The sequence below is a fragment of the Serratia sp. BIGb0163 genome, from assembly GCF_024809935.1.
GTDB classification, from domain to species: Bacteria; Pseudomonadota; Gammaproteobacteria; order Enterobacterales; family Enterobacteriaceae; genus Serratia; species Serratia quinivorans.
On sequence record NZ_JANUDZ010000008.1, the window covers coordinates 207,170 to 227,937 of the forward strand.

18 protein-coding genes, 4 tRNA genes and 1 other RNA gene are annotated in these 20,768 nt (G+C 56.6%); 15 read left to right on the forward strand and 8 right to left on the reverse strand.

Features of this window, described 5'->3' with window-relative positions:
* The first annotated feature begins 285 nt into the window (after window positions 1-285).
* The 6 genes from M2406_RS22600 (at window position 286) to M2406_RS22625 (ending at window position 2,481) form a co-directional block, all read left to right on the forward strand.
* On the forward strand, window positions 286-1,689 hold the full coding sequence (locus M2406_RS22600; protein WP_259191435.1) for an amino acid permease: 1,404 nt from the start codon (window positions 286-288) through the stop codon (window positions 1,687-1,689).
* 135 nt (window positions 1,690-1,824) lie between these two features.
* A tRNA-Arg gene (locus tag M2406_RS22605) sits at window positions 1,825-1,901 on the forward strand.
* 62 nt (window positions 1,902-1,963) lie between these two features.
* Window positions 1,964-2,039: transfer RNA gene (locus M2406_RS22610), tRNA-His, on the forward strand.
* 43 nt (window positions 2,040-2,082) lie between these two features.
* Window positions 2,083-2,169 (forward strand) — tRNA-Leu (locus M2406_RS22615).
* Between the two features lie 76 nt (window positions 2,170-2,245).
* Window positions 2,246-2,322: transfer RNA gene (locus tag M2406_RS22620), tRNA-Pro, on the forward strand.
* A 31-nt stretch (window positions 2,323-2,353) separates the two neighbouring features.
* A non-coding RNA gene (locus M2406_RS22625) (RtT sRNA) lies at window positions 2,354-2,481 on the forward strand.
* A gap of 669 nt (window positions 2,482-3,150) precedes the next feature.
* Here M2406_RS22625 and hemY read toward each other — a convergent pair.
* The 4 genes from hemY to hemC are packed head-to-tail and all read right to left on the reverse strand — an operon-like array spanning window position 3,151 to window position 7,177.
* A complete protein-coding gene (gene hemY, locus M2406_RS22630; protein ID WP_259191436.1) occupies window positions 3,151-4,347 on the reverse strand; it encodes a protoheme IX biogenesis protein HemY in 1,197 nt (398 codons plus the stop codon).
* Between the two features lie 3 nt (window positions 4,348-4,350).
* Complete coding sequence (hemX, locus tag M2406_RS22635) at window positions 4,351-5,475, reverse strand: uroporphyrinogen-III C-methyltransferase (RefSeq protein WP_012004647.1); 1,125 nt, start codon at window positions 5,473-5,475, stop codon at window positions 4,351-4,353.
* Between the two features lie 23 nt (window positions 5,476-5,498).
* Window positions 5,499-6,239, reverse strand: coding sequence for a uroporphyrinogen-III synthase (gene hemD / locus M2406_RS22640; RefSeq protein ID WP_012004648.1), 741 nt, complete (start codon window positions 6,237-6,239; stop codon window positions 5,499-5,501).
* Entirely contained in the window at window positions 6,236-7,177 is a 942-nt protein-coding gene (gene hemC, locus M2406_RS22645) for a hydroxymethylbilane synthase (RefSeq protein ID WP_115183444.1), read from the reverse strand. The genes hemD and hemC overlap by 4 nt, the downstream gene beginning before the upstream one ends.
* Before the next feature lie 316 nt (window positions 7,178-7,493).
* Here hemC and M2406_RS22650 point away from each other — a divergent pair, with 316 nt between their 5' ends.
* Entirely contained in the window at window positions 7,494-10,046 is a 2,553-nt protein-coding gene (locus M2406_RS22650) for a class I adenylate cyclase (RefSeq protein ID WP_112363628.1), read from the forward strand.
* A 46-nt stretch (window positions 10,047-10,092) separates the two neighbouring features.
* On the opposite strand, the gene cyaY is transcribed toward M2406_RS22650, so the two are convergent.
* Window positions 10,093-10,413, reverse strand: coding sequence for an iron donor protein CyaY (gene cyaY / locus M2406_RS22655; protein ID WP_012004651.1), 321 nt, complete (start codon window positions 10,411-10,413; stop codon window positions 10,093-10,095).
* 78 nt (window positions 10,414-10,491) lie between these two features.
* On the opposite strand from cyaY, the gene M2406_RS22660 reads away from it, so the two are divergent.
* The 6 genes from M2406_RS22660 (at window position 10,492) to uvrD (ending at window position 16,145) form a co-directional block, all read left to right on the forward strand.
* The gene (locus M2406_RS22660) at window positions 10,492-10,698 is read left to right on the forward strand and encodes an LPS translocon maturation chaperone LptM (RefSeq protein ID WP_017891271.1); all 207 of its coding nucleotides are present in this window, start codon (window positions 10,492-10,494) and stop codon (window positions 10,696-10,698) included.
* A 57-nt stretch (window positions 10,699-10,755) separates the two neighbouring features.
* Window positions 10,756-11,580, forward strand: a complete 825-nt coding sequence (gene dapF, locus M2406_RS22665) for a diaminopimelate epimerase (RefSeq protein WP_012004653.1) — start codon at window positions 10,756-10,758, stop codon at window positions 11,578-11,580.
* The gene (locus tag M2406_RS22670) at window positions 11,577-12,281 is read left to right on the forward strand and encodes a DUF484 domain-containing protein (protein WP_012004654.1); all 705 of its coding nucleotides are present in this window, start codon (window positions 11,577-11,579) and stop codon (window positions 12,279-12,281) included. Before dapF ends, M2406_RS22670 begins: the two co-directional genes overlap by 4 nt.
* Window positions 12,278-13,189 (forward strand): tyrosine recombinase XerC, encoded by a 912-nt coding sequence (gene xerC, locus M2406_RS22675; RefSeq protein WP_012004655.1) that lies wholly within the window; start codon window positions 12,278-12,280, stop codon window positions 13,187-13,189. The genes M2406_RS22670 and xerC overlap by 4 nt, the downstream gene beginning before the upstream one ends.
* Window positions 13,189-13,905 (forward strand): 5-amino-6-(5-phospho-D-ribitylamino)uracil phosphatase YigB, encoded by a 717-nt coding sequence (gene yigB / locus M2406_RS22680; RefSeq protein ID WP_012004656.1) that lies wholly within the window; start codon window positions 13,189-13,191, stop codon window positions 13,903-13,905. Before xerC ends, yigB begins: the two co-directional genes overlap by 1 nt.
* Before the next feature lie 77 nt (window positions 13,906-13,982).
* On the forward strand, window positions 13,983-16,145 hold the full coding sequence (gene uvrD / locus M2406_RS22685; protein ID WP_218218128.1) for a DNA helicase II: 2,163 nt from the start codon (window positions 13,983-13,985) through the stop codon (window positions 16,143-16,145).
* Window positions 16,146-16,187: 42 nt separating this feature from the next.
* Here uvrD and M2406_RS22690 read toward each other — a convergent pair whose 3' ends face one another.
* Complete coding sequence (locus M2406_RS22690) at window positions 16,188-16,667, reverse strand: WbuC family cupin fold metalloprotein (RefSeq protein WP_012004658.1); 480 nt, start codon at window positions 16,665-16,667, stop codon at window positions 16,188-16,190.
* Between the two features lie 445 nt (window positions 16,668-17,112).
* On the opposite strand from M2406_RS22690, the gene corA reads away from it, so the two are divergent.
* On the forward strand, window positions 17,113-18,063 hold the full coding sequence (corA, locus tag M2406_RS22695) for a magnesium/cobalt transporter CorA (protein ID WP_012004659.1): 951 nt from the start codon (window positions 17,113-17,115) through the stop codon (window positions 18,061-18,063).
* Between the two features lie 111 nt (window positions 18,064-18,174).
* Complete coding sequence (locus tag M2406_RS22700; protein ID WP_112363626.1) at window positions 18,175-19,233, forward strand: AbrB family transcriptional regulator; 1,059 nt, start codon at window positions 18,175-18,177, stop codon at window positions 19,231-19,233.
* An 8-nt stretch (window positions 19,234-19,241) separates the two neighbouring features.
* On the opposite strand, the gene rarD is transcribed toward M2406_RS22700, so the two are convergent.
* Together rarD and M2406_RS22710 are read right to left on the reverse strand one after the other, a co-directional pair.
* Entirely contained in the window at window positions 19,242-20,129 is an 888-nt protein-coding gene (gene rarD, locus M2406_RS22705) for an EamA family transporter RarD (protein WP_012004661.1), read from the reverse strand.
* A 64-nt stretch (window positions 20,130-20,193) separates the two neighbouring features.
* A complete protein-coding gene (locus tag M2406_RS22710; protein ID WP_012004662.1) occupies window positions 20,194-20,664 on the reverse strand; it encodes a thioesterase family protein in 471 nt (156 codons plus the stop codon).
* Window positions 20,665-20,768 lie beyond the last annotated feature (104 nt).

The following is a 20,768-nucleotide window of genomic DNA, read 5'->3' on the forward strand; positions in this document are numbered from 1 at the left end:
ATAACCTCAGCCGCTAAACCCCTCCATGTTTATTCCATAAAGTTTTAAATTGCGGTTTGCTTATAGCGGCAAAATGCGAAACGATACCGCCCAGAAATTATCCCCAGCTGTTGGCGCCAGATGTGGCCGCATTGAACGACGTTTTTCTCCGCCGTAAGACCGTCCTATCACAAGCTGATGTCCGCCAGAGCGGCGGGAGATGATTTACGCTATTTTTCAATAAAACAATAACGACCGGTAACGGCCGGCATGCAGACACAATCAAAAGAATATTATCGAGGATTTATGCCACACACTGAAAAACCGCAAGGACTACACCGGGGGCTGGAAGCCCGGCATATCGAGCTGATTGCTCTGGGCGGCACCATTGGCGTTGGCCTGTTTATGGGCTCGGCCAGCACGCTGAAATGGGCGGGGCCGTCGGTATTATTGGCTTATATCATCGCCGGGCTGTTCGTGTTCTTTATTATGCGTTCGATGGGCGAGATGCTGTTCCTTGAACCGGTCGCAGGCTCCTTTGCCGTTTATGCACATAAATATATGAGTCCTTACTTTGGCTATCTGACGGCCTGGGGCTATTGGTTTATGTGGATTGCCGTCGGCATCTCGGAAATTACCGCCATTGGGGTCTACGTGCAGTTCTGGTTCCCGGAGATCCCGCAGTGGCTGCCGGCGCTGATCGCGGTGGCGATGGTAGCGCTGGCTAACGTGGCGGCGGTACGCCTGTACGGCGAGCTGGAGTTTTGGTTTGCCATGATTAAGGTGACCACCATCATTGTGATGATTCTGGTGGGGCTGGGAGTGATCCTGTTTGGCTTTGGCAATGGGGGGCAGCCTATCGGCTTTGCCAACCTGACCGAGCACGGCGGTTTCTTTGCCGGCGGCTGGAAGGGCTTCCTGTTTGCGCTGTGTATTGTCGTGGCGTCCTATCAGGGGGTTGAGCTGGTCGGCATTACCGCCGGTGAGGCCAAGAACCCGCAGGTGACGCTGAAACGCGCGATTAACAACATCCTGTGGCGCATCCTGATCTTCTACGTCGGCGCTATTTTTGTCATTGTCACCATCTTCCCATGGAACGGTATCGGCACCACCGGCAGCCCATTTGTACTGACCTTTGCCAAAATCGGCATCGTTGCCGCTGCCGGTATCATTAACTTCGTGGTGTTGACCGCTGCACTCTCTGGCTGCAATAGCGGTATGTATAGCGGGGGGCGCATGCTGTATGCGCTGGCCAAAAACCGTCAACTCCCTGCCTCACTGACCAGGCTGTCTGCCAACGGCGTGCCGGTGAACTGTATTGCCGTGACCATCGCCTGTCTGTTGGTCGGCTCTGGCCTGAATTATCTGATCCCCAATCCGCAGGCGGTGTTTGTCTATGTCTACAGCGCCAGCGTGCTGCCGGGTATGGTGCCGTGGTTTGTGGTGCTGATTAGCCAACTGTATTTCCGCCGAGCCCATAAGGAAGCGATCAAAACCCACAGCTTTAAGTCGATCATGTTCCCCTATGTGAACTATCTGACCATCGCTTTTCTGGTCTGCGTGCTGATCGGCATGGGAATTAACCCGGATACTCGTATTTCTTTGCTGGTCGGGGCAATATTCTTGGCGGCAGTCAGCCTGTGCTACTTTGTTTTCGGGATGCACAAGAAACATCATCCGGCTGAAAAACGGACAGAAACCCAGCAATAACCGGTGAAAAAGGGCTACGGATAGCCCTTTCCTGCGCGGGACTGAGCAAAGCGTAATCAAACGCGACATTTCTGCGAAAAAGCACTAGACAGGATTGGGTTAAAACCGTAGTATCCCCTCCCGCAACGGCGCTATGCGCCCGTAGCTCAGCTGGATAGAGCGCTGCCCTCCGGAGGCAGAGGTCTCAGGTTCGAATCCTGTCGGGCGCACCATTAAGTTTGTGTGCAAGAGCTGCGGTGGTAGTATTACCGCGTGAAGTAGTTAAGAAGTAATGGTGGCTATAGCTCAGTTGGTAGAGCCCTGGATTGTGATTCCAGTTGTCGTGGGTTCGAGTCCCATTAGCCACCCCACTTCCTAAGAGAAGTGAAGAATTGTAAGCTGTTTTGTGACTGTGCGAAGGTGGCGGAATTGGTAGACGCGCTAGCTTCAGGTGTTAGTGTTCTTACGGACGTGAGGGTTCAAGTCCCTCTCTTCGCACCACACACAAAATGTCTAATAAATTTAATATTTACATAGACATAAGCGATAAAATTCGGTAGTATCTGCAACAAGAAATCGGCGAGTAGCGCAGCTTGGTAGCGCAACTGGTTTGGGACCAGTGGGTCGGAGGTTCGAATCCTCTCTCGCCGACCACATTCAAGAAAACCCGCTTTTAGCGGGTTTTTTTACGTCTGTAGTTTATAGGATGAGCACCTCCGAAGGAGGTTTGAGCCGAGCGCAGCGAGACAACGTTGCTTTAGCAACGGCCCGCAGGGCGGCATCGCAGATGCAGTAATCCTCTCTCGCCGACCACATTCAGAAAAGCCCGTTCAGCAATGAACGGGCTTTTCGCTTTCTGCCATTCGGTAAACCTCACTTTTAACTTCCTGTTGTCCTGCTATGGGTTTCTGGAGCCGTGTTGGTTTTCAGCGACATCGGCATGGCGCATTGTCGCCAGGTTGAGACATATAACATTATGATTTAATAAGATAAAAATCACTTTGGCTTAAGTCGTCGTTATAAGGCGACATATCTGCTGGGGCCAGGGGGAGAGTGGGTTTATATCCGATGAGAGGCGATAAATTTAATATGACGATTAAATCTCTTTTAATTCAAAGAATTAAATTTTTTCCTTCAAGCTAAATGGCACTTTTCCCAAAGTTGGCACGCCAAGTGCAATATCTATTTCGTAGATGCTCATTCCACCTCTTATGTTTGCCTTAGGCTTCATAAACCCTGGGAATGACGCAGAGCCGATTTAAGGTGCCTATTGCCCACCAGAACGATGTCAGCGTTGCTTGCAGCCGCAGACATCACACTCCGGGCATAACGTTGAGTGAGGCACCGCCCCTGTTGTCCTAGACCTGATTGCTTTTTTATACACTTGCCACCGCGGCAAGTGTTTTTTTTTGCCTGAATATAAGCGACAGGCGAAAAAAAAGCGCGGCAACCATGCCGCGCTTTGATCTTTCGATAATGCCGTTATGACTCGCCGTTCTGCTTCAGGGTCAACATCAGACCTTCGCGACGCATTTGGGCCGCTTCGTCCGAGCGGTGCAGCTTATCCAGCACGTCCGCCAACCAGGCGTAGTCGTAGGCATCCGGGCGCTGTTTCAGTGCTTCCCGGAATGCATCGGCAGCCTGTTGCCATTCGCCGTGTTTCATCAACAGCTGACCTAGCGTGCTGTTGAGCAGCGGTGTGGCACCGTGTTGCTTCACCTGCTGACGCAGCGCTTTTTCCAACTGCTGCGGATTGCCGGACTTCAGGCGCGGGATCAACAACACCAGACGCTCATCGTACTGACGCTTCAGGCTATCGAGTACGATTTCCTGCGCCAATTCATGGTCATTGCATTCGATCAGGTGATCCACCATCGCGATTTGCAGCGGAACCTCATGGCGAGTTTTGCGGCTCTGATCTTTCCACCAGCGTTTCAGACCCTCGCTGCCTTCATCTGCCATGGCCTGATTCATCAAACCAATATAGGCCTGCTGCTGCAGGACCTGCAGTTCAGCCTCGGTATGCAGGTTGATCTTGCTCATCGACGGCAGGATCTCCAGCAACGAGGCAAAAGCGCCGGTGCGCAGATAAGCCAGCTCGGCCAGACGCAACACTTCCGGGTGACGCGGCGCCTGGTTCAGCAGGCGATCGACACCGTGACGTGCGGCATGGTTTTCGCCCTGCGCCAGTTGGATACGCACGCGAGTGATATCTACCGGCAACTGGTCGGTGTCGGCGGCTTCGGCGGCGCGTTCCAGGTATTGGTTAGTGCGGAAATCGTCACCGCGTTGCTGCGCGGCCTCGGCGGCCAGCAGGTAGTTCACCACCGGCTGTTCGGCGTGATCGGCGTTGCGCGTCAGCAGTTTTTCGACCTGCTTGTAATCGCCTTCAGCCAGTTTGATCAGCGCGGCCTTGGTCTGCTTGCGCGCACGGCTACGTTTACGCCCCAGGAACCAGCCGCGGGTATGAGCACCGGTGCGGAAGATGCGGCGCAGGATCCATTCGATCACCAGCAGCACGACAAACAGCAGGACGCCCATGATCACCAGGCCGGTGACGCTGGTTTCGATATTGTAGTTATCGGTCTGAATCAGCACATAGCCCTGATGGCCGGCCAACATCGGCCCGACCACCACGCTGGCGATCAGCACCAGGAACAGAAATAGCACGCGTAACATGGCTTATCCCTCCTGATGAGCGGCAGGGGACTGGGTCATCAGATTACGCACCCGGGTCTGCATCAGTTTTTCCAGCAGTGGCTGGCTTTTCAACTGGTCCGGCACGTCCATGGTGATTGACTGCTGGCTCAGGGCATCCAACTCTTCCAGGAAAGCTTTCGTGGCCGGGTCGGTGGTATCAAAGTAGGCGCGGATCCAGGTCGAGATGGTTTCCAGCGACTGTTTATACACTTCGTTCTGGTGGCGTGGGATCGCCTGAGCGGCAACCAGCAGGCGCGAACGGATATTCTCGCGCAGATAAATGTCCTGGTTCGGCGCCAGCAACGGTTCGGCACTGCTATCACGGCGGCGAACGGTAATAAAGTCGGCCATAAAGTTGTGCCAGCTTTTGGTCAGGTTTTGTCGCCACTCGCTGATCGAACTCGACAGCTCACCGCTGTCCTGATCCATCGGCGCTTCGTCACTGTCGTTATCCGCCAGGCGAAGGTTATCAACCTGATTGGATAACTGATTGGTCTTGAGGATGATACCGTCGAAATCCACCTGGGTCAGGGTGGACAGCGTGCTGACGTCTTCGGTGATCGCCCGACGAACCTCGAGCAGGCTCGGATCGTTCATGTCTGCCAGGCTGGCATCGGCACTTTTCAGCAGGGCGGCGGCGGTAGTCACGTCCTGATCGCTCCACAGTTTACGGCCGGCCATTTTCACCAGGAAGTCGGCCTGTGCCAGTAACCAGGTTTTGGCGTCGCTGCCGGAGATGATGGCGACTTTTTCTTGCAGTTCACTCAGTTGTCGCGTCAGGGTCGCTTGCTCGCGGTCGGCGGCATCCAGCGTTTTTCCCTGTTGCTGCAACAGGCCTTCCAGCGCGTTTTTTTCCTGCTGTTGGCTCTGTTTCAGCGCTTCGAGCTGCTGCTGCAAGTTTTGATTGGCGGAGATCAACTGCTGTGCCTGTCGATGTGTGTGGTAATAGCCACCCGCGCCAAGGGCAATAACCAGCACGATGGCGATCGCGCCCAATATCGGGCCGGTATTTTTACCTTTACGCTGGTTAGCGTCTGGTGGCTTGGGGCTATCAGCCACTGGGGTTGGCTCTTCAACCGGGGCGGAGGGGGTATTTTGTTCCGTCATAGTGGCACATCCCATAGTCAGGTTTATTGTAGCGCGCGGATCAGCGCGTCATTATCGGCGTTATCAGCTACCCGAATTGTGCTCCAGCCCAATTCCTGGGCGAGGGTAGCCAGGCGTTCACTCACTACGACCAGGCGGCAACGCAACAGCCACGATGAACGGTAGTAATCAGGAACTAAAGTATAGAGCTGTTGTAACATTTCACCGCTGGTGACTACCAGCGTATCAACACCGGCACGTTGCCAGTGGGCGCTTTGCTCGCTGCCATCATAATGCACCGGGCTGCGTTGATAACATTCATAATAGCTGACGGCGGCGCCGCGCTCACTCAGGCTGTTGCCGAGCAGCTCACGCCCGCCGTTGCCGCGCAGGATCAATGCCTGCTTACCGTCCAGATTCTGCAACGCCGGCAACAGGAGCAGCGTTTCGCTGATTTCCTGCTCGCGCGGATATTCCACCGGCAGGCTGCTGATGCGGTGCATCGCCAGTGCGGTGTTACGGCCGATAGCATAATAGGCCAACCTGGCCGGCCATGGCAGCCCAACGCGACCCATCACCGAGTTGGCGTAGCTGACCGAATGTTGCGACAGGATAAACACCAAATCGCCATCATTGAGTTGCTGCAACGCCTGCGGCAGTTTGGGCAGATCGCCGCCAGGGGCGAAATCGATCAGCGGGGCATGATAGGCAACCCGGCCGAGCGCACGCAGTCGGCTTACCAATTGCTCTCCCGAAGGAGAAGGGCGGGTTACCAGAATCGTCATGCCGGAGGATTTCCCTGATAAACATCCTGTAGAATTTCGCGAGCGCCCTGCGCCAGCAACTCTTCCGCCAGCTCAATGCCCATTTGTTCCGCCAGCGCTGCCGGGCCGCGACGTTCGCCGCGCACCATCTGACTGCCATCCGGGGAGCCTACCAATGCACGCAGCCACAGGCTGTCGCCATCGAGTTCGGCATAGCTGCCGATCGGCACCTGACAACCGCCTTCCAGCCGGGTATTCATCGCACGTTCGGCACGAACGCGGGTTTCGGTGACGGCATGATTGAGCGGGGCCAGTAGCGCACGGGTGGTTTCATCGTCGAGGCGGCACTCAATGCCCACCGCACCCTGACCTACCGCCGGCAAGCACTCTTCCGGGCTAAGCGGGCTGCGGATGCGTTGTTCCAGTCCCAGGCGCTTGAGCCCGGCGACCGCCAGAATAATGGCGTCGTAATCACCGTTGTCCAGTTTTGACAAACGGGTGCCAACGTTGCCGCGCAGATCGCGCACGATCAGGTCCGGACGACGCTCACGTAACTGGCACTGGCGGCGCAGGCTGGAGGTGCCAACCACGCTGCCCTGCGGCAGTTGATCGAGCGAGGTGAAACGATTGGATACAAATGCGTCGCGTGGATCGTCGCGCTCGCAAATGGTCACCAAACCCAGGCCGGCGGGGAAATCTACCGGGACGTCTTTCATCGAATGGACGGCGATATCGGCGCGGCCATCGAGTAACGCCAGCTCAAGTTCCTTAACAAACAGCCCTTTACCACCGACCTTCGCCAGTGGCGTATCCAGAATAATGTCGCCCTTAGTGACCATTGGCACCAGTTCAACCTGCAGGCCAGGGTGGCTGGCCATCAGGCGCTGCTGCACATAATGTGCCTGCCAGAGAGCGAGTGGGCTTTGTCGGGTGGCAATTCGAATAATTTTGTCTAACATGCTTGTTACCGTTTTTATAATTCGCCGTTCATCCTACCACTGAGTGTGAAAACTGTCAGTGCAAGAAGCCGCAGGCGAAGAAAGGACAACGGAATCAACGGGACGTGTGATGTGTTTTGGGGCAGTTAACACTGCGGGTAAATCGTTTGGAGTGGCGCTACAATAATAGTGAAGCGTTACTTCCTTTACGGTCAATCAGCAAGGTGTTAGATTGATCACGTTTCCAGCAATAAGTTGCCAAATATTCTTCCAACACTAACGGCGCTTATGGAATACGGGTTTTTTTCTAAATACCGGGATAATCAGGCGAGACGTCTTGTACCTCTACATCGAGACATTGAAGCAGAGACTGGATGCGATCAATCAATTAAGAATCGATCGCGCCCTAGCGGCCATGAAGCCCGCGTTCCAACGGGTATACAGTCTGCTGCCTACCTTATTGCACCACCACCACCCACTGATGCCAGGTTATCTGAACGGTAACGTTCCCCATGGCGTTTGCATCTACACGCCTGATGAAACCCAGCAAGAATACCTCAACGATTTAGAAGACAAATGGGGCAGCCCGTTTGACAAGCCTGCCAGTGGTGAACTGCCGATTACCGGGGTTTACTCGATGGGCAGCACGTCGTCGATCGGCCAGAGTTGCAGCTCAGATCTCGATATCTGGGTGTGCCACCAGTCCTGGCTGGATAACGAAGAGCGTAACCGCCTGCAGCAGAAATGCAGCCTGTTGGAAAAATGGGCGGCGTCGATGGGGGTGGAAGTCAGCTTCTTCCTGATCGATGAAAACCGGTTCCGCCATAACGAAAGCGGCAGCCTGGGCGGTGAAGACTGCGGTTCTACCCAACATATCCTGCTGCTGGACGAATTTTACCGTACCGCGGTGCGCCTGGCCGGCAAACGTATTTTGTGGAACATGGTGCCGGGCGACGAAGAATCACATTACGATGAATATGTGTTGTCGCTGTACTCGCAAGGCGCGCTAACGCCGAACGAATGGCTGGATCTCGGTGGTTTGGGTACGCTGTCGGCGGAAGAATATTTCGGTGCCAGCCTGTGGCAGTTGTACAAAAGCATCGACTCGCCATACAAGGCGGTGCTGAAGACCCTGTTGCTGGAAGCGTACTCCTGGGAATACCCGAATACTCAATTGCTGGCGATGGACATCAAACAGCGTCTGCATCAGGGTGAAATCGTCTGCTTTGGTCTTGACGCCTACTGTATGATGCTCGAACGCGTCACGCATTATCTGAACGCCATCAACGATACCACCCGCCTCGATCTGGTCCGCCGCTGTTTCTACCTTAAAGTCTGTGAAAAACTGTCGCGTGCCAACGCATGCGTCGGCTGGCGCCGTGAGATCCTCAGCCAGTTGGTCAGCGAATGGGGCTGGGACGAAGAGCGTCTGGCTATCCTGGATAATCGCGCCAACTGGAAAATCGCACGGGTGCGGGAAGCGCACAACGAACTGTTGGATGCGATGATGCAAAGCTACCGCAACCTGATCCGCTTCGCCCGTCGCAACAACCTCAGCGTCAGTGCCAGCCCGCAGGATATCGGCGTGCTGACCCGCAAGCTGTACGCCGCGTTTGAAGCGCTGCCCGGCAAGGTGACGCTGGTGAACCCGCAGATTTCGCCGGACCTGTCAGAAGACGATTTAACCTTTATTCACGTGCCGGTTGGCCGCGCCAACCGCACCGGCTGGTACCTGTACAACCAGGCACCGGCCATGGACTCGATTGTCAGCCATCAACCGCTGGAATATAACCGTTACCTGAACAAGCTGGTGGCCTGGGCTTATTTCAACGGCCTGCTGACGCCGAAGACCCGTTTGCATATCAAGAGCGGCAACCTGTGTGACACCGCCAAACTGCAGGAGTTGGTGGCCGATGTGTCGCACCACTTCCCGCTGCGGCTGGCGGCACCGACGCCAAAAGCGCTGTACAGCCCATGTGAAATTCGCCATTTGGCGATTATTGTCAATCTGGAAAACGATCCGACCGCCGCCTTCCGCAATCAGGTGGTGCATTTCGATTTCCGCAAGCTCGATGTGTTCAGCTTCGGCCAGCAGCAACAGTGCCTGGTGGGCAGTATCGATCTGCTGTACCGCAACTCCTGGAACGAAGTGCGTACCCTGCATTTCAGCGGAGAGCAATCGGTGTTGGAAGCCTTGAAGACCATTCTTGGCAAAATGCATCAGGACGCCGCCCCACCAGAATCGGTAGAGGTGTTCTGCTACAGCCAGCATCTGCGCGGTTTGATCCGTACCCGTATTCAGCAGTTGGTGTCAGAGTGCATTGAGCTGCGCTTGTCCAGCACCCGACTGGAACCGGGCCGCTTTAAAGCGGTGCGGGTTGCCGGCCAGACCTGGGGGCTATTCTTCGAGCGGCTGAGCGTGTCGGTGCAAAAGCTGGAAAACGCGGTGGAATTCTACGGGGCGATTTCCAACAACAAATTGCATGGCCTGTCGATCAAAGTGGAAACCGATCAGGTGCATTTGCCGCCGGTGGTGGATGGTTTCGCCAGTGAGGGGATCATTCAGTTCTTCTTTGAGGACACGTCGGACGACAAGGGCTTTAACATCTATATTTTGGATGAGTCGAACCGCGTTGAGGTTTATCACCATTGTGAAGGCAGTAAAGAGGAGCTGGTGCGCGACGTCAGCCGCTTCTACTCTTCCTCGCACGATCGCTTCACCTACGGTTCCAGCTTCATCAACTTCAATTTGCCGCAGTTTTACCAGATAGTGCAGCTTGATGGCCGCACTCAGGTGATCCCGTTCCGCAGTAACGTGTTGTCGAGCCTGTGCGTTCCGCTGACTGACGGCGCGGCTCAGCCGCTGAAACAGCAGTTCCAGCTGCACTGATATCACAGGGGCTCAGTTAACTGAACCCCGGTGAGTGCGGCTATTTTCAGGCAAATTTCACTTCTTCGCCGGCCTGTGCGCTGGCGGCTTCGCTTAGCAACGGATAGAACGCACGATCGCTGCGATCGCAGAGCCACACGCCATCACGGTAGTTAAAGTGATAGCCGCCGGTCTTGGTTGCCAGCCAAACCTGATGCAGTGGCTCCTGGCGATTGATGACAATTTTGGTGCCATTTTCGAAGCTTAACGTCATTACGCCACCGTTGGTTTCGTAATCGATATCCGCATCGCCGTCAAAATCGTCCAGTGTCTCTTCAATATTAAGCATCAGTTGGTCAGCCAACTGGTGAAACTCACTGTCGTTCATAATCAATTCCTATTGCTTTTCATGATCCACCTGCGATTATAGAGACCTTGGACGCATGAATTACAGGCATTAATGCAAATGAAAAAACAACTACGCTATGCGCTGATGGCAGTTCTGCTTGCCGGGCTCTCCGGCTGTGGTCTGAAAGGCCCGCTGTACTTCCCTCCAGCCGATCCGGCCAGCACTAAGAAACCGGCCACTCAGGTTCAGACTGGCGAACAGGTACAGAAAAATCAGCAGGAACTTTCCAGCTCTCAGCAAAAACCGTCGATGAGCGCTCAGTAACACCCTATTTGCGGCGGCACAGGCCACCGCAAACCAAGACGGATAGCGGAGTATGATATGCAGTTCTCCAAAATGCACGGTCTGGGCAACGACTTTATGGTGGTCGATGCCGTTACACAGAATGTCTATTTTTCACCCGAGCTGATCCGCCGTTTGGCCGATCGGCACTTGGGCGTTGGCTTTGACCAGCTGCTGGTGGTAGAACCGCCTTACGATCCGGAACTGGATTTCCACTACCGCATTTTTAACGCCGACGGTAGTGAAGTGGCGCAGTGCGGCAACGGCGCTCGCTGTTTTGCCCGCTTTGTGCGGCTGAAAGGGCTGACCAACAAGCGCGATATTCGCGTGAGCACCCAGACCGGACGTATGGTGCTGAGTGTCACCGATGACGATTTGGTGTGTGTGAACATGGGCGAGCCGAACTTTGATCCACAGACGGTGCCCTTTCGCGCGACCAAAGAAGAAAAGACTTACATCATGCGCGCGGCGGAACATACGGTGCTGTGCGGCGTGGTGTCGATGGGCAACCCACATTGTGTTTTACAGGTAGATGATGTAAAAACCGCCAAGGTGGAATTGCTCGGGCCGGTGCTGGAAGGGCATGAGCGCTTCCCTGAACGGGCCAACATTGGTTTTATGCAAATTGTCAGCCGTGAGCACATCAAATTGCGCGTGTATGAGCGCGGTGCCGGCGAAACCCAGGCCTGCGGAAGCGGCGCCTGTGCGGCAGTGGCTGTGGGGATCCAACAGGAATTGCTGTCAGAAGAGGTGCATGTAGAACTGCCGGGCGGCAGCCTGCATATTCGCTGGAAAGGACCGGGCAGCCCGCTGTTTATGACCGGCCCGGCAACCCATGTATATGACGGATTTATTCATCTATGAAGAGTGTTGAGGACCAGGCTGTCGCAGGCATTGAGCTTGACGACGACACCGTGATGCAGTTTCTGCTGCAAAACCCGGACTTCTTTATCCGCAATGCGCGGTTGGTGGAACAGATGCGCGTTCCCCATCCCGTTCGCGGTACCGTGTCGCTGGTCGAGTGGCATCTGGCCCGCCAGCGCAACCATATCAACCGGCTGGAAGAAGAAATCACCCTGCTGATGGAGCAGGCCAGCGCCAACGAAACGCTGTTTGCCAGCCTGCTGCATTTGCAGGCCAATCTGGCCACCGCCGACAGCCTGCAGGATATGCTCAACCGCCTGCAGCGTTGGGCGCGCGGTTTCGGTTTGGCCGGCGCCAATATTCGCCTGTTTTCTGAAAGCTGGAAAATCGGTGCGCCTTCCGATTTCACCCACCTTGCCCTGACGCGTTCGTCGTTCGAACCGCTGCGCATTCAGCGCCTGGGTGATCAACAGCATTTCCTCGGCAGCCTCAATGGCCCTGAGCTGCTGTTGCTGCTGCCGCAGGCCAAGCTGGTCGGCTCGGTAGCGCTGTCGATGTTGGGTGAAGACGGCGAACTGGGCATGGTGATTTTCAGCAGCCGCGATACGCAACACTATCAGCAGGGCATGGGCACCGTGATGCTCAATCAACTGGCGCGCATGCTGCCGGAACTGCTGGAACGCTGGGTCGAACGCGCATGATCCCGCTGGCGGCCAGCCTGCAACAGCCGGTGGACGCTTTTTTGCGCTATCTGAAGGTCGAGCGCCAGCTCAGCCCGCTCACCCAACTGAGTTATTCGCGTCAACTGCAGGCGCTGATGGCGCTGGCGCAGGAAATTGGCGTCACGGAGTGGCCGTTGCTGGACGCCGCCAAAGTCCGTCAGCTTGCGGCGCGCAGTAAACGTGCCGGATTACAGTCTTCCAGCCTCGCGCTGCGCCTGTCGGCGTTGCGCAGTTTTCTCGACTGGCAGGTCAGCCAGGGTATGCTGATTGCAAACCCGGCCAAAGGGATCCGAACGCCACGCAGCGGCCGTCATCTGCCGAAAAACATCGACGTTGATGAAATGAATCAGCTGCTGAATATCGATCTTAACGATCCTTTGGCGGTGCGCGATCGCGCCATGCTTGAAGTCATGTACGGTGCCGGGCTGCGTCTTTCGGAACTGGTGGGGTTGGACTGTCGCCATGTCGATCTGGCCGCCGGTGAAATCTGGGTGTTGGGTAAGGGCAGCAAGGAACGCAAACTGCCGGTGGGCCGCACTGCGGTGACCTGGCTTGAACACTGGCTGGCGATGCGCGATCTGTTCGGGCCGTCAGACGACGCGATGTTCCTGTCCAACCAGGGCAAGCGCATCTCGACCCGCAACGTGCAAAAGCGTTTTGCCGAGTGGGGCGTCAAACAGGGCGTTAACAGCCATATCCATCCGCACAAGCTGCGCCACTCGTTTGCCACCCATATGCTGGAGTCGAGCGGCGATCTGCGTGCGGTGCAGGAACTGCTCGGCCACGCCAATCTGACCACCACTCAAATCTACACTCACCTCGACTTTCAACATCTGGCGAACGTGTACGATGCTGCGCATCCACGCGCCAAACGGGGGAAATCCTGATGCATTTTTATCGTCCGCTGCGACCGCTGGCGGCGCTGACTTTTGATCTGGACGACACGCTGTACGACAATCGGCCGGTGATCAAACAGACCGAGCTGCAGTCGGTGGCTTTTCTGCAGAATTATCATCCTGGGCTGAACCACTTCCAGTCGGCGGATTTTCATCGCCTGCGCCAGGAGCTGCGCGAACAGGATCCAGAGATTTACCACGATGTCACCCAGTGGCGCTGGCGCGCTATCCATTTGGCGCTGAGTCGTCAGGGGCTGCGCGATGCCGAAGCCGCCGACGGCGCCGATGCGGCGATGCAGAACTTTGCGCTGTGGCGCAGCCGCATCGAGGTACCGGAAGCAACCCATACCACCCTGAAAGCGCTGGGTGAACGTTTCCCGCTGGTGGCGATCACCAACGGCAATGCCGACCCGGCACTGTGCGGGCTGGATGGTTACTTCCAGTTTGTGCTGCGTTCCGGGCCGGATGGCCGCGCCAAGCCCTATCAGGACATGTATCAACTGGCCGCCGAGCGGTTGGGAGTGGCTCCGGAACGCATTCTTCACGTGGGTGATGATTTGACCACCGACGTCGCCGGGGCATTGCGTTCCGGTCTGCAGGCCTGTTGGATCAACGACCGCCAGCGCAGCCTGATGCAGGCCGCCGACAGCCGTCTGCTGCCACATATTGAGATTTCGCAGTTGGCATCGCTGACAGCATTGTTATAATCCCTGCCAGAACTCTGTATAAATTCCCAGTGGAATCGCGTCTCTGACGCGCTTTCCCTTACCAATTAATGGTGCCTATGGACGTTTCCGATCTGCTCGACAGCCTGAATGAAAAACAACGCGAAGCCGTGGCGGCGCCACGTGGCAACCTGTTGGTACTGGCCGGCGCGGGCAGCGGTAAAACCCGGGTGCTGGTGCATCGCATCGCCTGGCTGCTGGCGGTAGAGAACTGCTCGCCGTATTCCATTATGGCGGTGACCTTCACCAACAAGGCGGCGGCGGAAATGCGCCACCGTATCGAACACCTGATTGGCACCAGCCAGGGCGGCATGTGGATTGGTACCTTCCACGGTCTGGCTCATCGGCTGCTGCGCGCTCATCATTTGGATGCCAACCTGCCGCAGGATTTCCAAATTCTTGACAGCGACGACCAGTTCCGCCTGCTCAAGCGTATCGTCAAAGCGTTGAATATCGACGAGAAGCAATGGCCGCCGCGTCAGGCAATGTGGTACATCAACGGCAAAAAAGATGAGGGCCTGCGCCCGCAGCACGTTGAAACCTACAACAACCCGGTGGAAGCGACCTGGCTGCGTATCTACCAGGCCTACCAGGAAGCCTGCGATCGCGCCGGGCTGGTGGACTTTGCCGAGCTGTTGCTGCGTGCCCATGAGCTGTGGCTGAACAAGCCGCATATCCTCAATCATTACCGCGAACGCTTCACCAACGTGCTGGTGGACGAGTTTCAGGATACCAACAGCATTCAGTACGCCTGGATCCGCCTGCTGGCCGGCAATAACAGCAACGTGATGATCGTCGGCGACGATGACCAGTCGATCTACGGCTGGCGCGGCGCTCAGGTGGAAAATATCCAACGCTTCCTGAAGGATTTCCCCGGTGCGCAAAGCGTACTTCTGGAACAGAACTACCGTTCGACCAGCAATATCCTGAAATCGGCCAACACCCTGATCGCCAACAACGGCGGACGCATGGGGAAAAATCTGTGGACCGAAGGCGGCGAAGGCGAGCCTATCTCAGTCTACTGTGCCTTCAACGAGCTGGATGAATCGCGCTTCGTAGTGGGCCGTATCAAAGCCTGGCAGGAAAACGGCGGTGCGCTGAATGATTGCGCCATCCTTTATCGCAGCAATGCCCAGTCACGCGTGCTGGAAGAGGCGCTGCTGCAAACGGCGATGCCATACCGTATTTACGGCGGACAGCGCTTCTTCGAGCGTCAGGAGATCAAGGATGCCCTGGCCTACCTGCGGCTGATCGCCAACCGTAACGACGATGCTGCGTTCGAACGCGTGGTGAATACGCCGACGCGTGGCATTGGTGACCGGACGCTGGACGAAGTGCGTCGTACGGCCCGCGATCGTCAATTGACCCTGTGGCAGGCCACCCGCGCACTGTTGCAGGACAAGGTGCTGGCCGGGCGGGCGGCATCTGCGCTGCAACGCTTTACCGAGCTGGTGGACTCACTGGCGCACGAAACCGCCGATATGCCACTGCACGTTCAGACCGATCGGGTGATCCGCGATTCGGGGCTGTTCATTATGTATGAGCAGGAGAAGGGCGAAAAAGGTCAGGCACGTATCGAAAACCTTGAGGAACTGGTGACGGCAACGCGCCAGTACAGCTATCAGGATGAAGATCAGGATCTGATGCCGCTGCAGGCGTTTCTGTCACATGCTGCGCTGGAAGCGGGCGAGGGGCAGGCCGATGCCTATCAGGACGCGGTGCAGTTGATGACCCTGCACTCGGCCAAGGGGCTGGAGTTCCCGCAGGTGTTTATCGTCGGAATGGAAGAGGGGATGTTCCCGAGCCAAATGTCGCTGGACGAAGGCGGCAGGCTGGAAGAAGAGCGCCGTCTGGCCTACGTTGGGTTGACGCGCGCCATGCAGAAACTGACGCTGACCTATGCCGAAACCCGGCGTCTGTACGGCAAAGAGGTTTATCACCGGCCTTCACGTTTCATCGGCGAACTGCCGGAGGAGTGTGTGGAAGAAGTGCGTTTGCGCGCCAGCGTCTCACGGCCGGCGAATCATCGCCGCATGGGCACGCCGATCAGCGAAAACGACACCGGTTACAAGCTGGGCCAGCGAGTGCGCCACCCCAAGTTTGGCGAAGGGACTATCGTCAATCTGGAAGGCAGCGGCGAACACAGCCGGCTGCAGATTGCTTTTCCGGGTGAAGGCATCAAGTGGCTGGTGGCCGCTTACGCCCGCCTGGAGGCGGTGTAAACCCGGTGCCGGCAGGGGCGAGTTATCGCCCCTATGGTGACATCAAACAGTATGGGTATAGCGATCGCCGATCTGCGCGGTGGCATACCAACGCATCACCGCTTCGGTACCTTCGGCCCCTTCCTGCGGTGCCCACGGCATGCAGTCTTCTTCCGACAGCGCCTGATAAGGCCCTTGCTTCACTTCGAATACCACGCCACCCGGATCAACCGACAGCACGGCATGCCAGGTAAACGCCGGCATCTCCAGCACTTTGGTTTCTTCGCCGAGCAGGGTGCGCTGGGTGACGACGCCGTCCTCGTTAAACTGCAGCACCACAAAACGGCCGCGCAGCGGGGTCAGCAGCTCCCAGGTTTGCGGATGGCGGTGGGGGCGGATATAGGTGCCGGGTTCCATGGCAATTGCCAGTCGCTGCACCGGGTCGCTCAACTCTTCGTGTAACGTACGGTGCGCGCGCAGGCGTGCCACTTTAGCGGCCTGTTCACTCATGGCGGTCAGGTCGTGGGCGGTAATTTGTTTCATCGGTAAAGTCCGCAAGCTTATCGTGGCCTAATCTTAGCAACATTCTTGCGCGTGGTCAGAGATCGTCGCAGCTTTTTCGTTACCCTTTATCGCCGATTTTGCTGATTTCCCCCATCGGTTATAGCGATGAATTGTTGCGCAATTATCGGACCTAACCGGTTGACAGACTTTTTCTTCTCGGCGTAACATGCGCGCACTATTATCAATGAGGACATACGCCTTGGACACACCCAGTAGATACTGGCTCACTGACCTGGACAACAACAGGTGCAACTTCTAAGGCTATCCCATTGAGCTGATAGCCTTCGTGGTTGTCGGCGACCTCTTCAGTGTCGCTATGAGTCAGATCCTTACATGGTCTGAAACAAGCTGGTGATACAACATCCCCCTGTTTCTGTGCTTCCACGCGTTGTTTACCCCTGTCACCCCAAGGGAGTTTTAGCAGATGCTAAGCGCGTTTAAATTAGATAACAGCCGCCTGTCCCGTCTGGAGTTGGATGACTCCGATGACCTCACTACGTCACTGTGGGTTGACCTGGTTGAGCCGGAAGAAGGCGAACGTGAGCGCGTGCAAAACGAGCTGGGCCAAAGCCTGGCGACACGCCCGGAGCTGGACGATATCGAAGCTTCCGCGCGTTTCTTCGAAGACGAAGACGGTCTGCATATTCACTCCTTTTTCTATTTTGAAGATGCGGAAGACCATGCCGGCAACTCCACCGTGGCTTTCACCATTCGCGATGGTCGCCTGTATACCCTGCGTGAGCGTGAACTGCCGGCGTTTCGCCTGTACCGCATGCGTGCCCGTAATCTGACGATGGTTGACGGCAACGCCTACGAGCTGTTGCTGGATTTGTTCGAAACCAAGATTGAGCAGTTGGCGGACGAGATCGAAAACGTCTACAGCGATCTGGAAAAGCTCAGCCGGGTAATCATGGAAGGCCATCAGGGTGATGAATACGACGAGGCGCTGTCGACGCTGGCCGAACTGGAAGATATCGGCTGGAAGGTCCGTCTGTGCCTGATGGATACCCAACGGGCGCTGAACTTCCTGGTGCGCAAGGCGCGGCTGCCAACCGGTCAGCTGGAACAGGCGCGTGAAGTGCTGCGCGACATCGAATCCCTGTTGCCGCACAACGAATCGCTGTTCCAGAAGGTCAACTTCCTGATGCAGGCGGCGATGGGCTTTATCAACATCGAACAGAACCGCATCATCAAGATCTTCTCGGTGGTTTCGGTGGTGTTCCTGCCGCCAACGCTGGTGGCCTCAAGCTACGGGATGAACTTTGAGTTTATGCCGGAGCTGAAGTGGTCGTTCGGTTATCCCGGCGCCATCAGTTTGATGATCCTGGCGGGGCTGGCCCCTTATCTGTACTTCAAACGCAAGAACTGGCTGTAAGCTGACGGGCGAACCTGTTCGCCCGATATTTCTGCCGTTGGCCAACGCTTAGCCTGCTAAATAGGGTTAGAATGCCCCCACGGCTTATCTGTCTGTAAGGCATGCGTTTTGATGGAGAAGTTCCCCCGCTTGATTCAATGGTCAATCCTGCTGCTGGCTTCGCTGGTGTTGGGATTTGGCCTGCAAACCTTCCATATTCCTGCTGCGCTGTTGCTGGGGCCGATGATTGTCGGCGTAGCCATGGGGCTGCTGGGCGCCACGGTGCGCATTCCCGGCTACCTGTTTATCGCTGCGCAGGCGGTGCTGGGCTGCATGATTGCACAAAGCCTTTCTCCCGCTATTCTCACGCCGTTACTCGATGACTGGCCGCTGGTGCTGCTGGTGCTGATCGCCACGCTGCTGGCCAGTGGCATTTCCGGCTGGTGCCTGGTGCGCTTTAGCGGCCTGCCTGGGCCGACCGGTGCCTGGGGCTCATCCCCCGGCGGAGCGTCGGCGATGGTGGCGATGGCCGGTGATTTTGGCGCAGACGTTCGATTGGTGGCATTTATGCAGTATCTGCGGGTACTGTTTGTCGCGACCGCAGCGGCGATGGTGGCCCGCATTGGTTTGGGCGATGAAGCGGGTCACGGCAATGCGGCGCTGGAATGGTTCCCGTCGCTGGATTGGCGCTTTCCGGCGACGCTGGGCGTAGCCATGGTCGGTGCCTGGCTAGGGCCTCGGCTGCGTATCCCGTCCGGCGCGCTGTTGTTGCCGATGATCATCGGTGCGACGCTGCATTCCAGCGGTACTATGGCGCTGCAGATACCAGAGTGGCTACTGGCCTTGGCTTATACGTTGATTGGCTGGAGCGTCGGGCTGCGTTTTACCCGGCCGATATTTCTACTGGCATTGCGGACTCTGCCGCAGATGGTGGTGTCGATCGTCGCGCTGATGCTGTTTTGTGGCCTGCTGGCGTGGATGCTGACGCACTTTCTGCCGGTAGACCTGATGACTGCCTATTTGGCGACCAGCCCAGGCGGATTGGATACCGTGGCGATCATTGCCGCCGGCAGCCGGGTAGACATGTCTTTTGTGATGGCGATGCAGACACTGCGGCTGTTCACTATTCTGCTGACGGGGCCGGCGATGGCGCGGTTTATTTCCAACCACGCCACGCCGGCTTCAACCTAGCTCTGACCTCAGCGCAGTTTACGCTGGGTGTAGAGCGCGTCGAGGATAAACAGCAGCAGCGCCGCCCAGATAAAGCCGAAGGTGACCAGCTTGTCCTGTCCGACGGTTTCACCGTAGAAGGTCACGGCCAACAGGAACATCAGCGTGGGGCCGAGGTATTGGAAGAAGCCGAGCGTTGACAGGCGCAGACGAGTAGCCGCAGCGGTAAAGAACAGCAGCGGTATGGTGGTGACGATACCAGCGGCCACCAGCAACAGGTTCAGCGACCAGGCATTGGCACCGAGGTGGCTGGTCGGGCTGTCGGCGAACAGGAACAGATAGGCGGCCGCTACCGGCAGCAGCCACAGGGTTTCGATCAGCATGCCGGTCTGCGCGTCGATGGCGATCTTCTTGCGCAGCAGGCCGTAAAAGGCAAAGCTGAACGCCAGCCCCAGGCCGATAATCGGCAGTGAACCGAACTGCCATAGCTGGATCAGGACACCGGCAAAAGCCAGTGCCACCGCCAACCACTGCATCCGACGGAAGCGTTCGCCCAGGAACAACATCCCCAGCAGCACATTCACCAGCGGATTAATGAAATAGCCCAGACTGGCTTCCAGCATATGGTGGTTATTCACCGCCCAGATAAACAGCAGCCAGTTGCCACCGATCAGCAACGCGGTCACCGCCAGCAGCAACAGCCGCTTACGGTCGTGGCAGGCGGCCCGCACCTGTGACCAGTTACGTCCGAGAGTGATCAGCGCCAGCATAAAGAAGAACGACCAAATCACCCGATGGGTGAGGATCTCATCGGCAGGCACCTGTTGGATCAGCTTGAAATAGGCAGGGGCGATGCCCCAAATAAAATAGGCGGCCAGAGCAAAGAAGATGCCCTGCCGTGTTTGCTGTGCGTCCATGACGTTACTCAGATGGGTAAAACGGAGATGCGGTGAGTGTACTTAAGACGCTCACCGCACACAATCACCCGACCAGGTAGGTAGCGGTGGCGCTGGCGATATGCAGGCCATCGTGATTATGCAGTTCGACGCGGGCGACCGCGACTTTATTGCCGCTGCGCAATACGCTGGCGGCGGCGACGAAATGCTCGCCACGGCCAGGGCGCAGATAATCAACGCGCAAATCTATGGTTCCCATGCGGGAAAGACGAGTAGCGACTTCTTCTTCGATCAACGGATCCAGACGCATCAGTACGCTGCCGGCGCACGCCAGCCCGGCGGCGACGTCCAGCACCGAGGCGATCACGCCGCCGTGCAGAATTTTCTGGGCGGCATTGCCCACCAGCTTGGGCTGGTTGGTGAAACTCAGCTCCACGTAGTCGTCGTCAAAACGGCGCAGTTCCAGGCCCAGCTCGCGGTTAAACGGCATGTGATAAACAAAGATCTCGCCAATTTTCTGGCGGGCGGCTTCAAGTGTCAGTGGTGTGGTAGACATAAATACCCATTCTTTTCTGTGTAGTAGGGGAAGCTAACTGGTCAGTCCAGGTTAACCGTTTGTTGATATTATGCCTATATTTTGTTGCTTTCCAGACTAATCCA

Excerpts from the sequence above, each read along its gene's own strand:
- M2406_RS22600 (WP_259191435.1), top strand. The coding sequence starts at position 286 with ATGCCACACACTGAAAAACCGCAAGGACTACACCGGGGGCTGGAAGCC.
- hemY (WP_259191436.1), bottom strand. The coding sequence starts at position 4,347 with ATGTTACGCGTGCTATTTCTGTTCCTGGTGCTGATCGCCAGCGTGGTG.
- hemX (WP_012004647.1), bottom strand. The coding sequence starts at position 5,475 with ATGACGGAACAAAATACCCCCTCCGCCCCGGTTGAAGAGCCAACCCCA.
- hemD (WP_012004648.1), bottom strand. The coding sequence starts at position 6,239 with ATGACGATTCTGGTAACCCGCCCTTCTCCTTCGGGAGAGCAATTGGTA.
- hemC (WP_115183444.1), bottom strand. The coding sequence starts at position 7,177 with ATGTTAGACAAAATTATTCGAATTGCCACCCGACAAAGCCCACTCGCT.
- cyaY (WP_012004651.1), bottom strand. The coding sequence starts at position 10,413 with ATGAACGACAGTGAGTTTCACCAGTTGGCTGACCAACTGATGCTTAAT.
- M2406_RS22660 (WP_017891271.1), top strand. The coding sequence starts at position 10,492 with ATGAAAAAACAACTACGCTATGCGCTGATGGCAGTTCTGCTTGCCGGG.
- dapF (WP_012004653.1), top strand. The coding sequence starts at position 10,756 with ATGCAGTTCTCCAAAATGCACGGTCTGGGCAACGACTTTATGGTGGTC.
- M2406_RS22670 (WP_012004654.1), top strand. The coding sequence starts at position 11,577 with ATGAAGAGTGTTGAGGACCAGGCTGTCGCAGGCATTGAGCTTGACGAC.
- xerC (WP_012004655.1), top strand. The coding sequence starts at position 12,278 with ATGATCCCGCTGGCGGCCAGCCTGCAACAGCCGGTGGACGCTTTTTTG.
- yigB (WP_012004656.1), top strand. The coding sequence starts at position 13,189 with ATGCATTTTTATCGTCCGCTGCGACCGCTGGCGGCGCTGACTTTTGAT.
- uvrD (WP_218218128.1), top strand. The coding sequence starts at position 13,983 with ATGGACGTTTCCGATCTGCTCGACAGCCTGAATGAAAAACAACGCGAA.
- M2406_RS22690 (WP_012004658.1), bottom strand. The coding sequence starts at position 16,667 with ATGAAACAAATTACCGCCCACGACCTGACCGCCATGAGTGAACAGGCC.
- corA (WP_012004659.1), top strand. The coding sequence starts at position 17,113 with ATGCTAAGCGCGTTTAAATTAGATAACAGCCGCCTGTCCCGTCTGGAG.
- M2406_RS22700 (WP_112363626.1), top strand. The coding sequence starts at position 18,175 with ATGGAGAAGTTCCCCCGCTTGATTCAATGGTCAATCCTGCTGCTGGCT.
- rarD (WP_012004661.1), bottom strand. The coding sequence starts at position 20,129 with ATGGACGCACAGCAAACACGGCAGGGCATCTTCTTTGCTCTGGCCGCC.
- M2406_RS22710 (WP_012004662.1), bottom strand. The coding sequence starts at position 20,664 with ATGTCTACCACACCACTGACACTTGAAGCCGCCCGCCAGAAAATTGGC.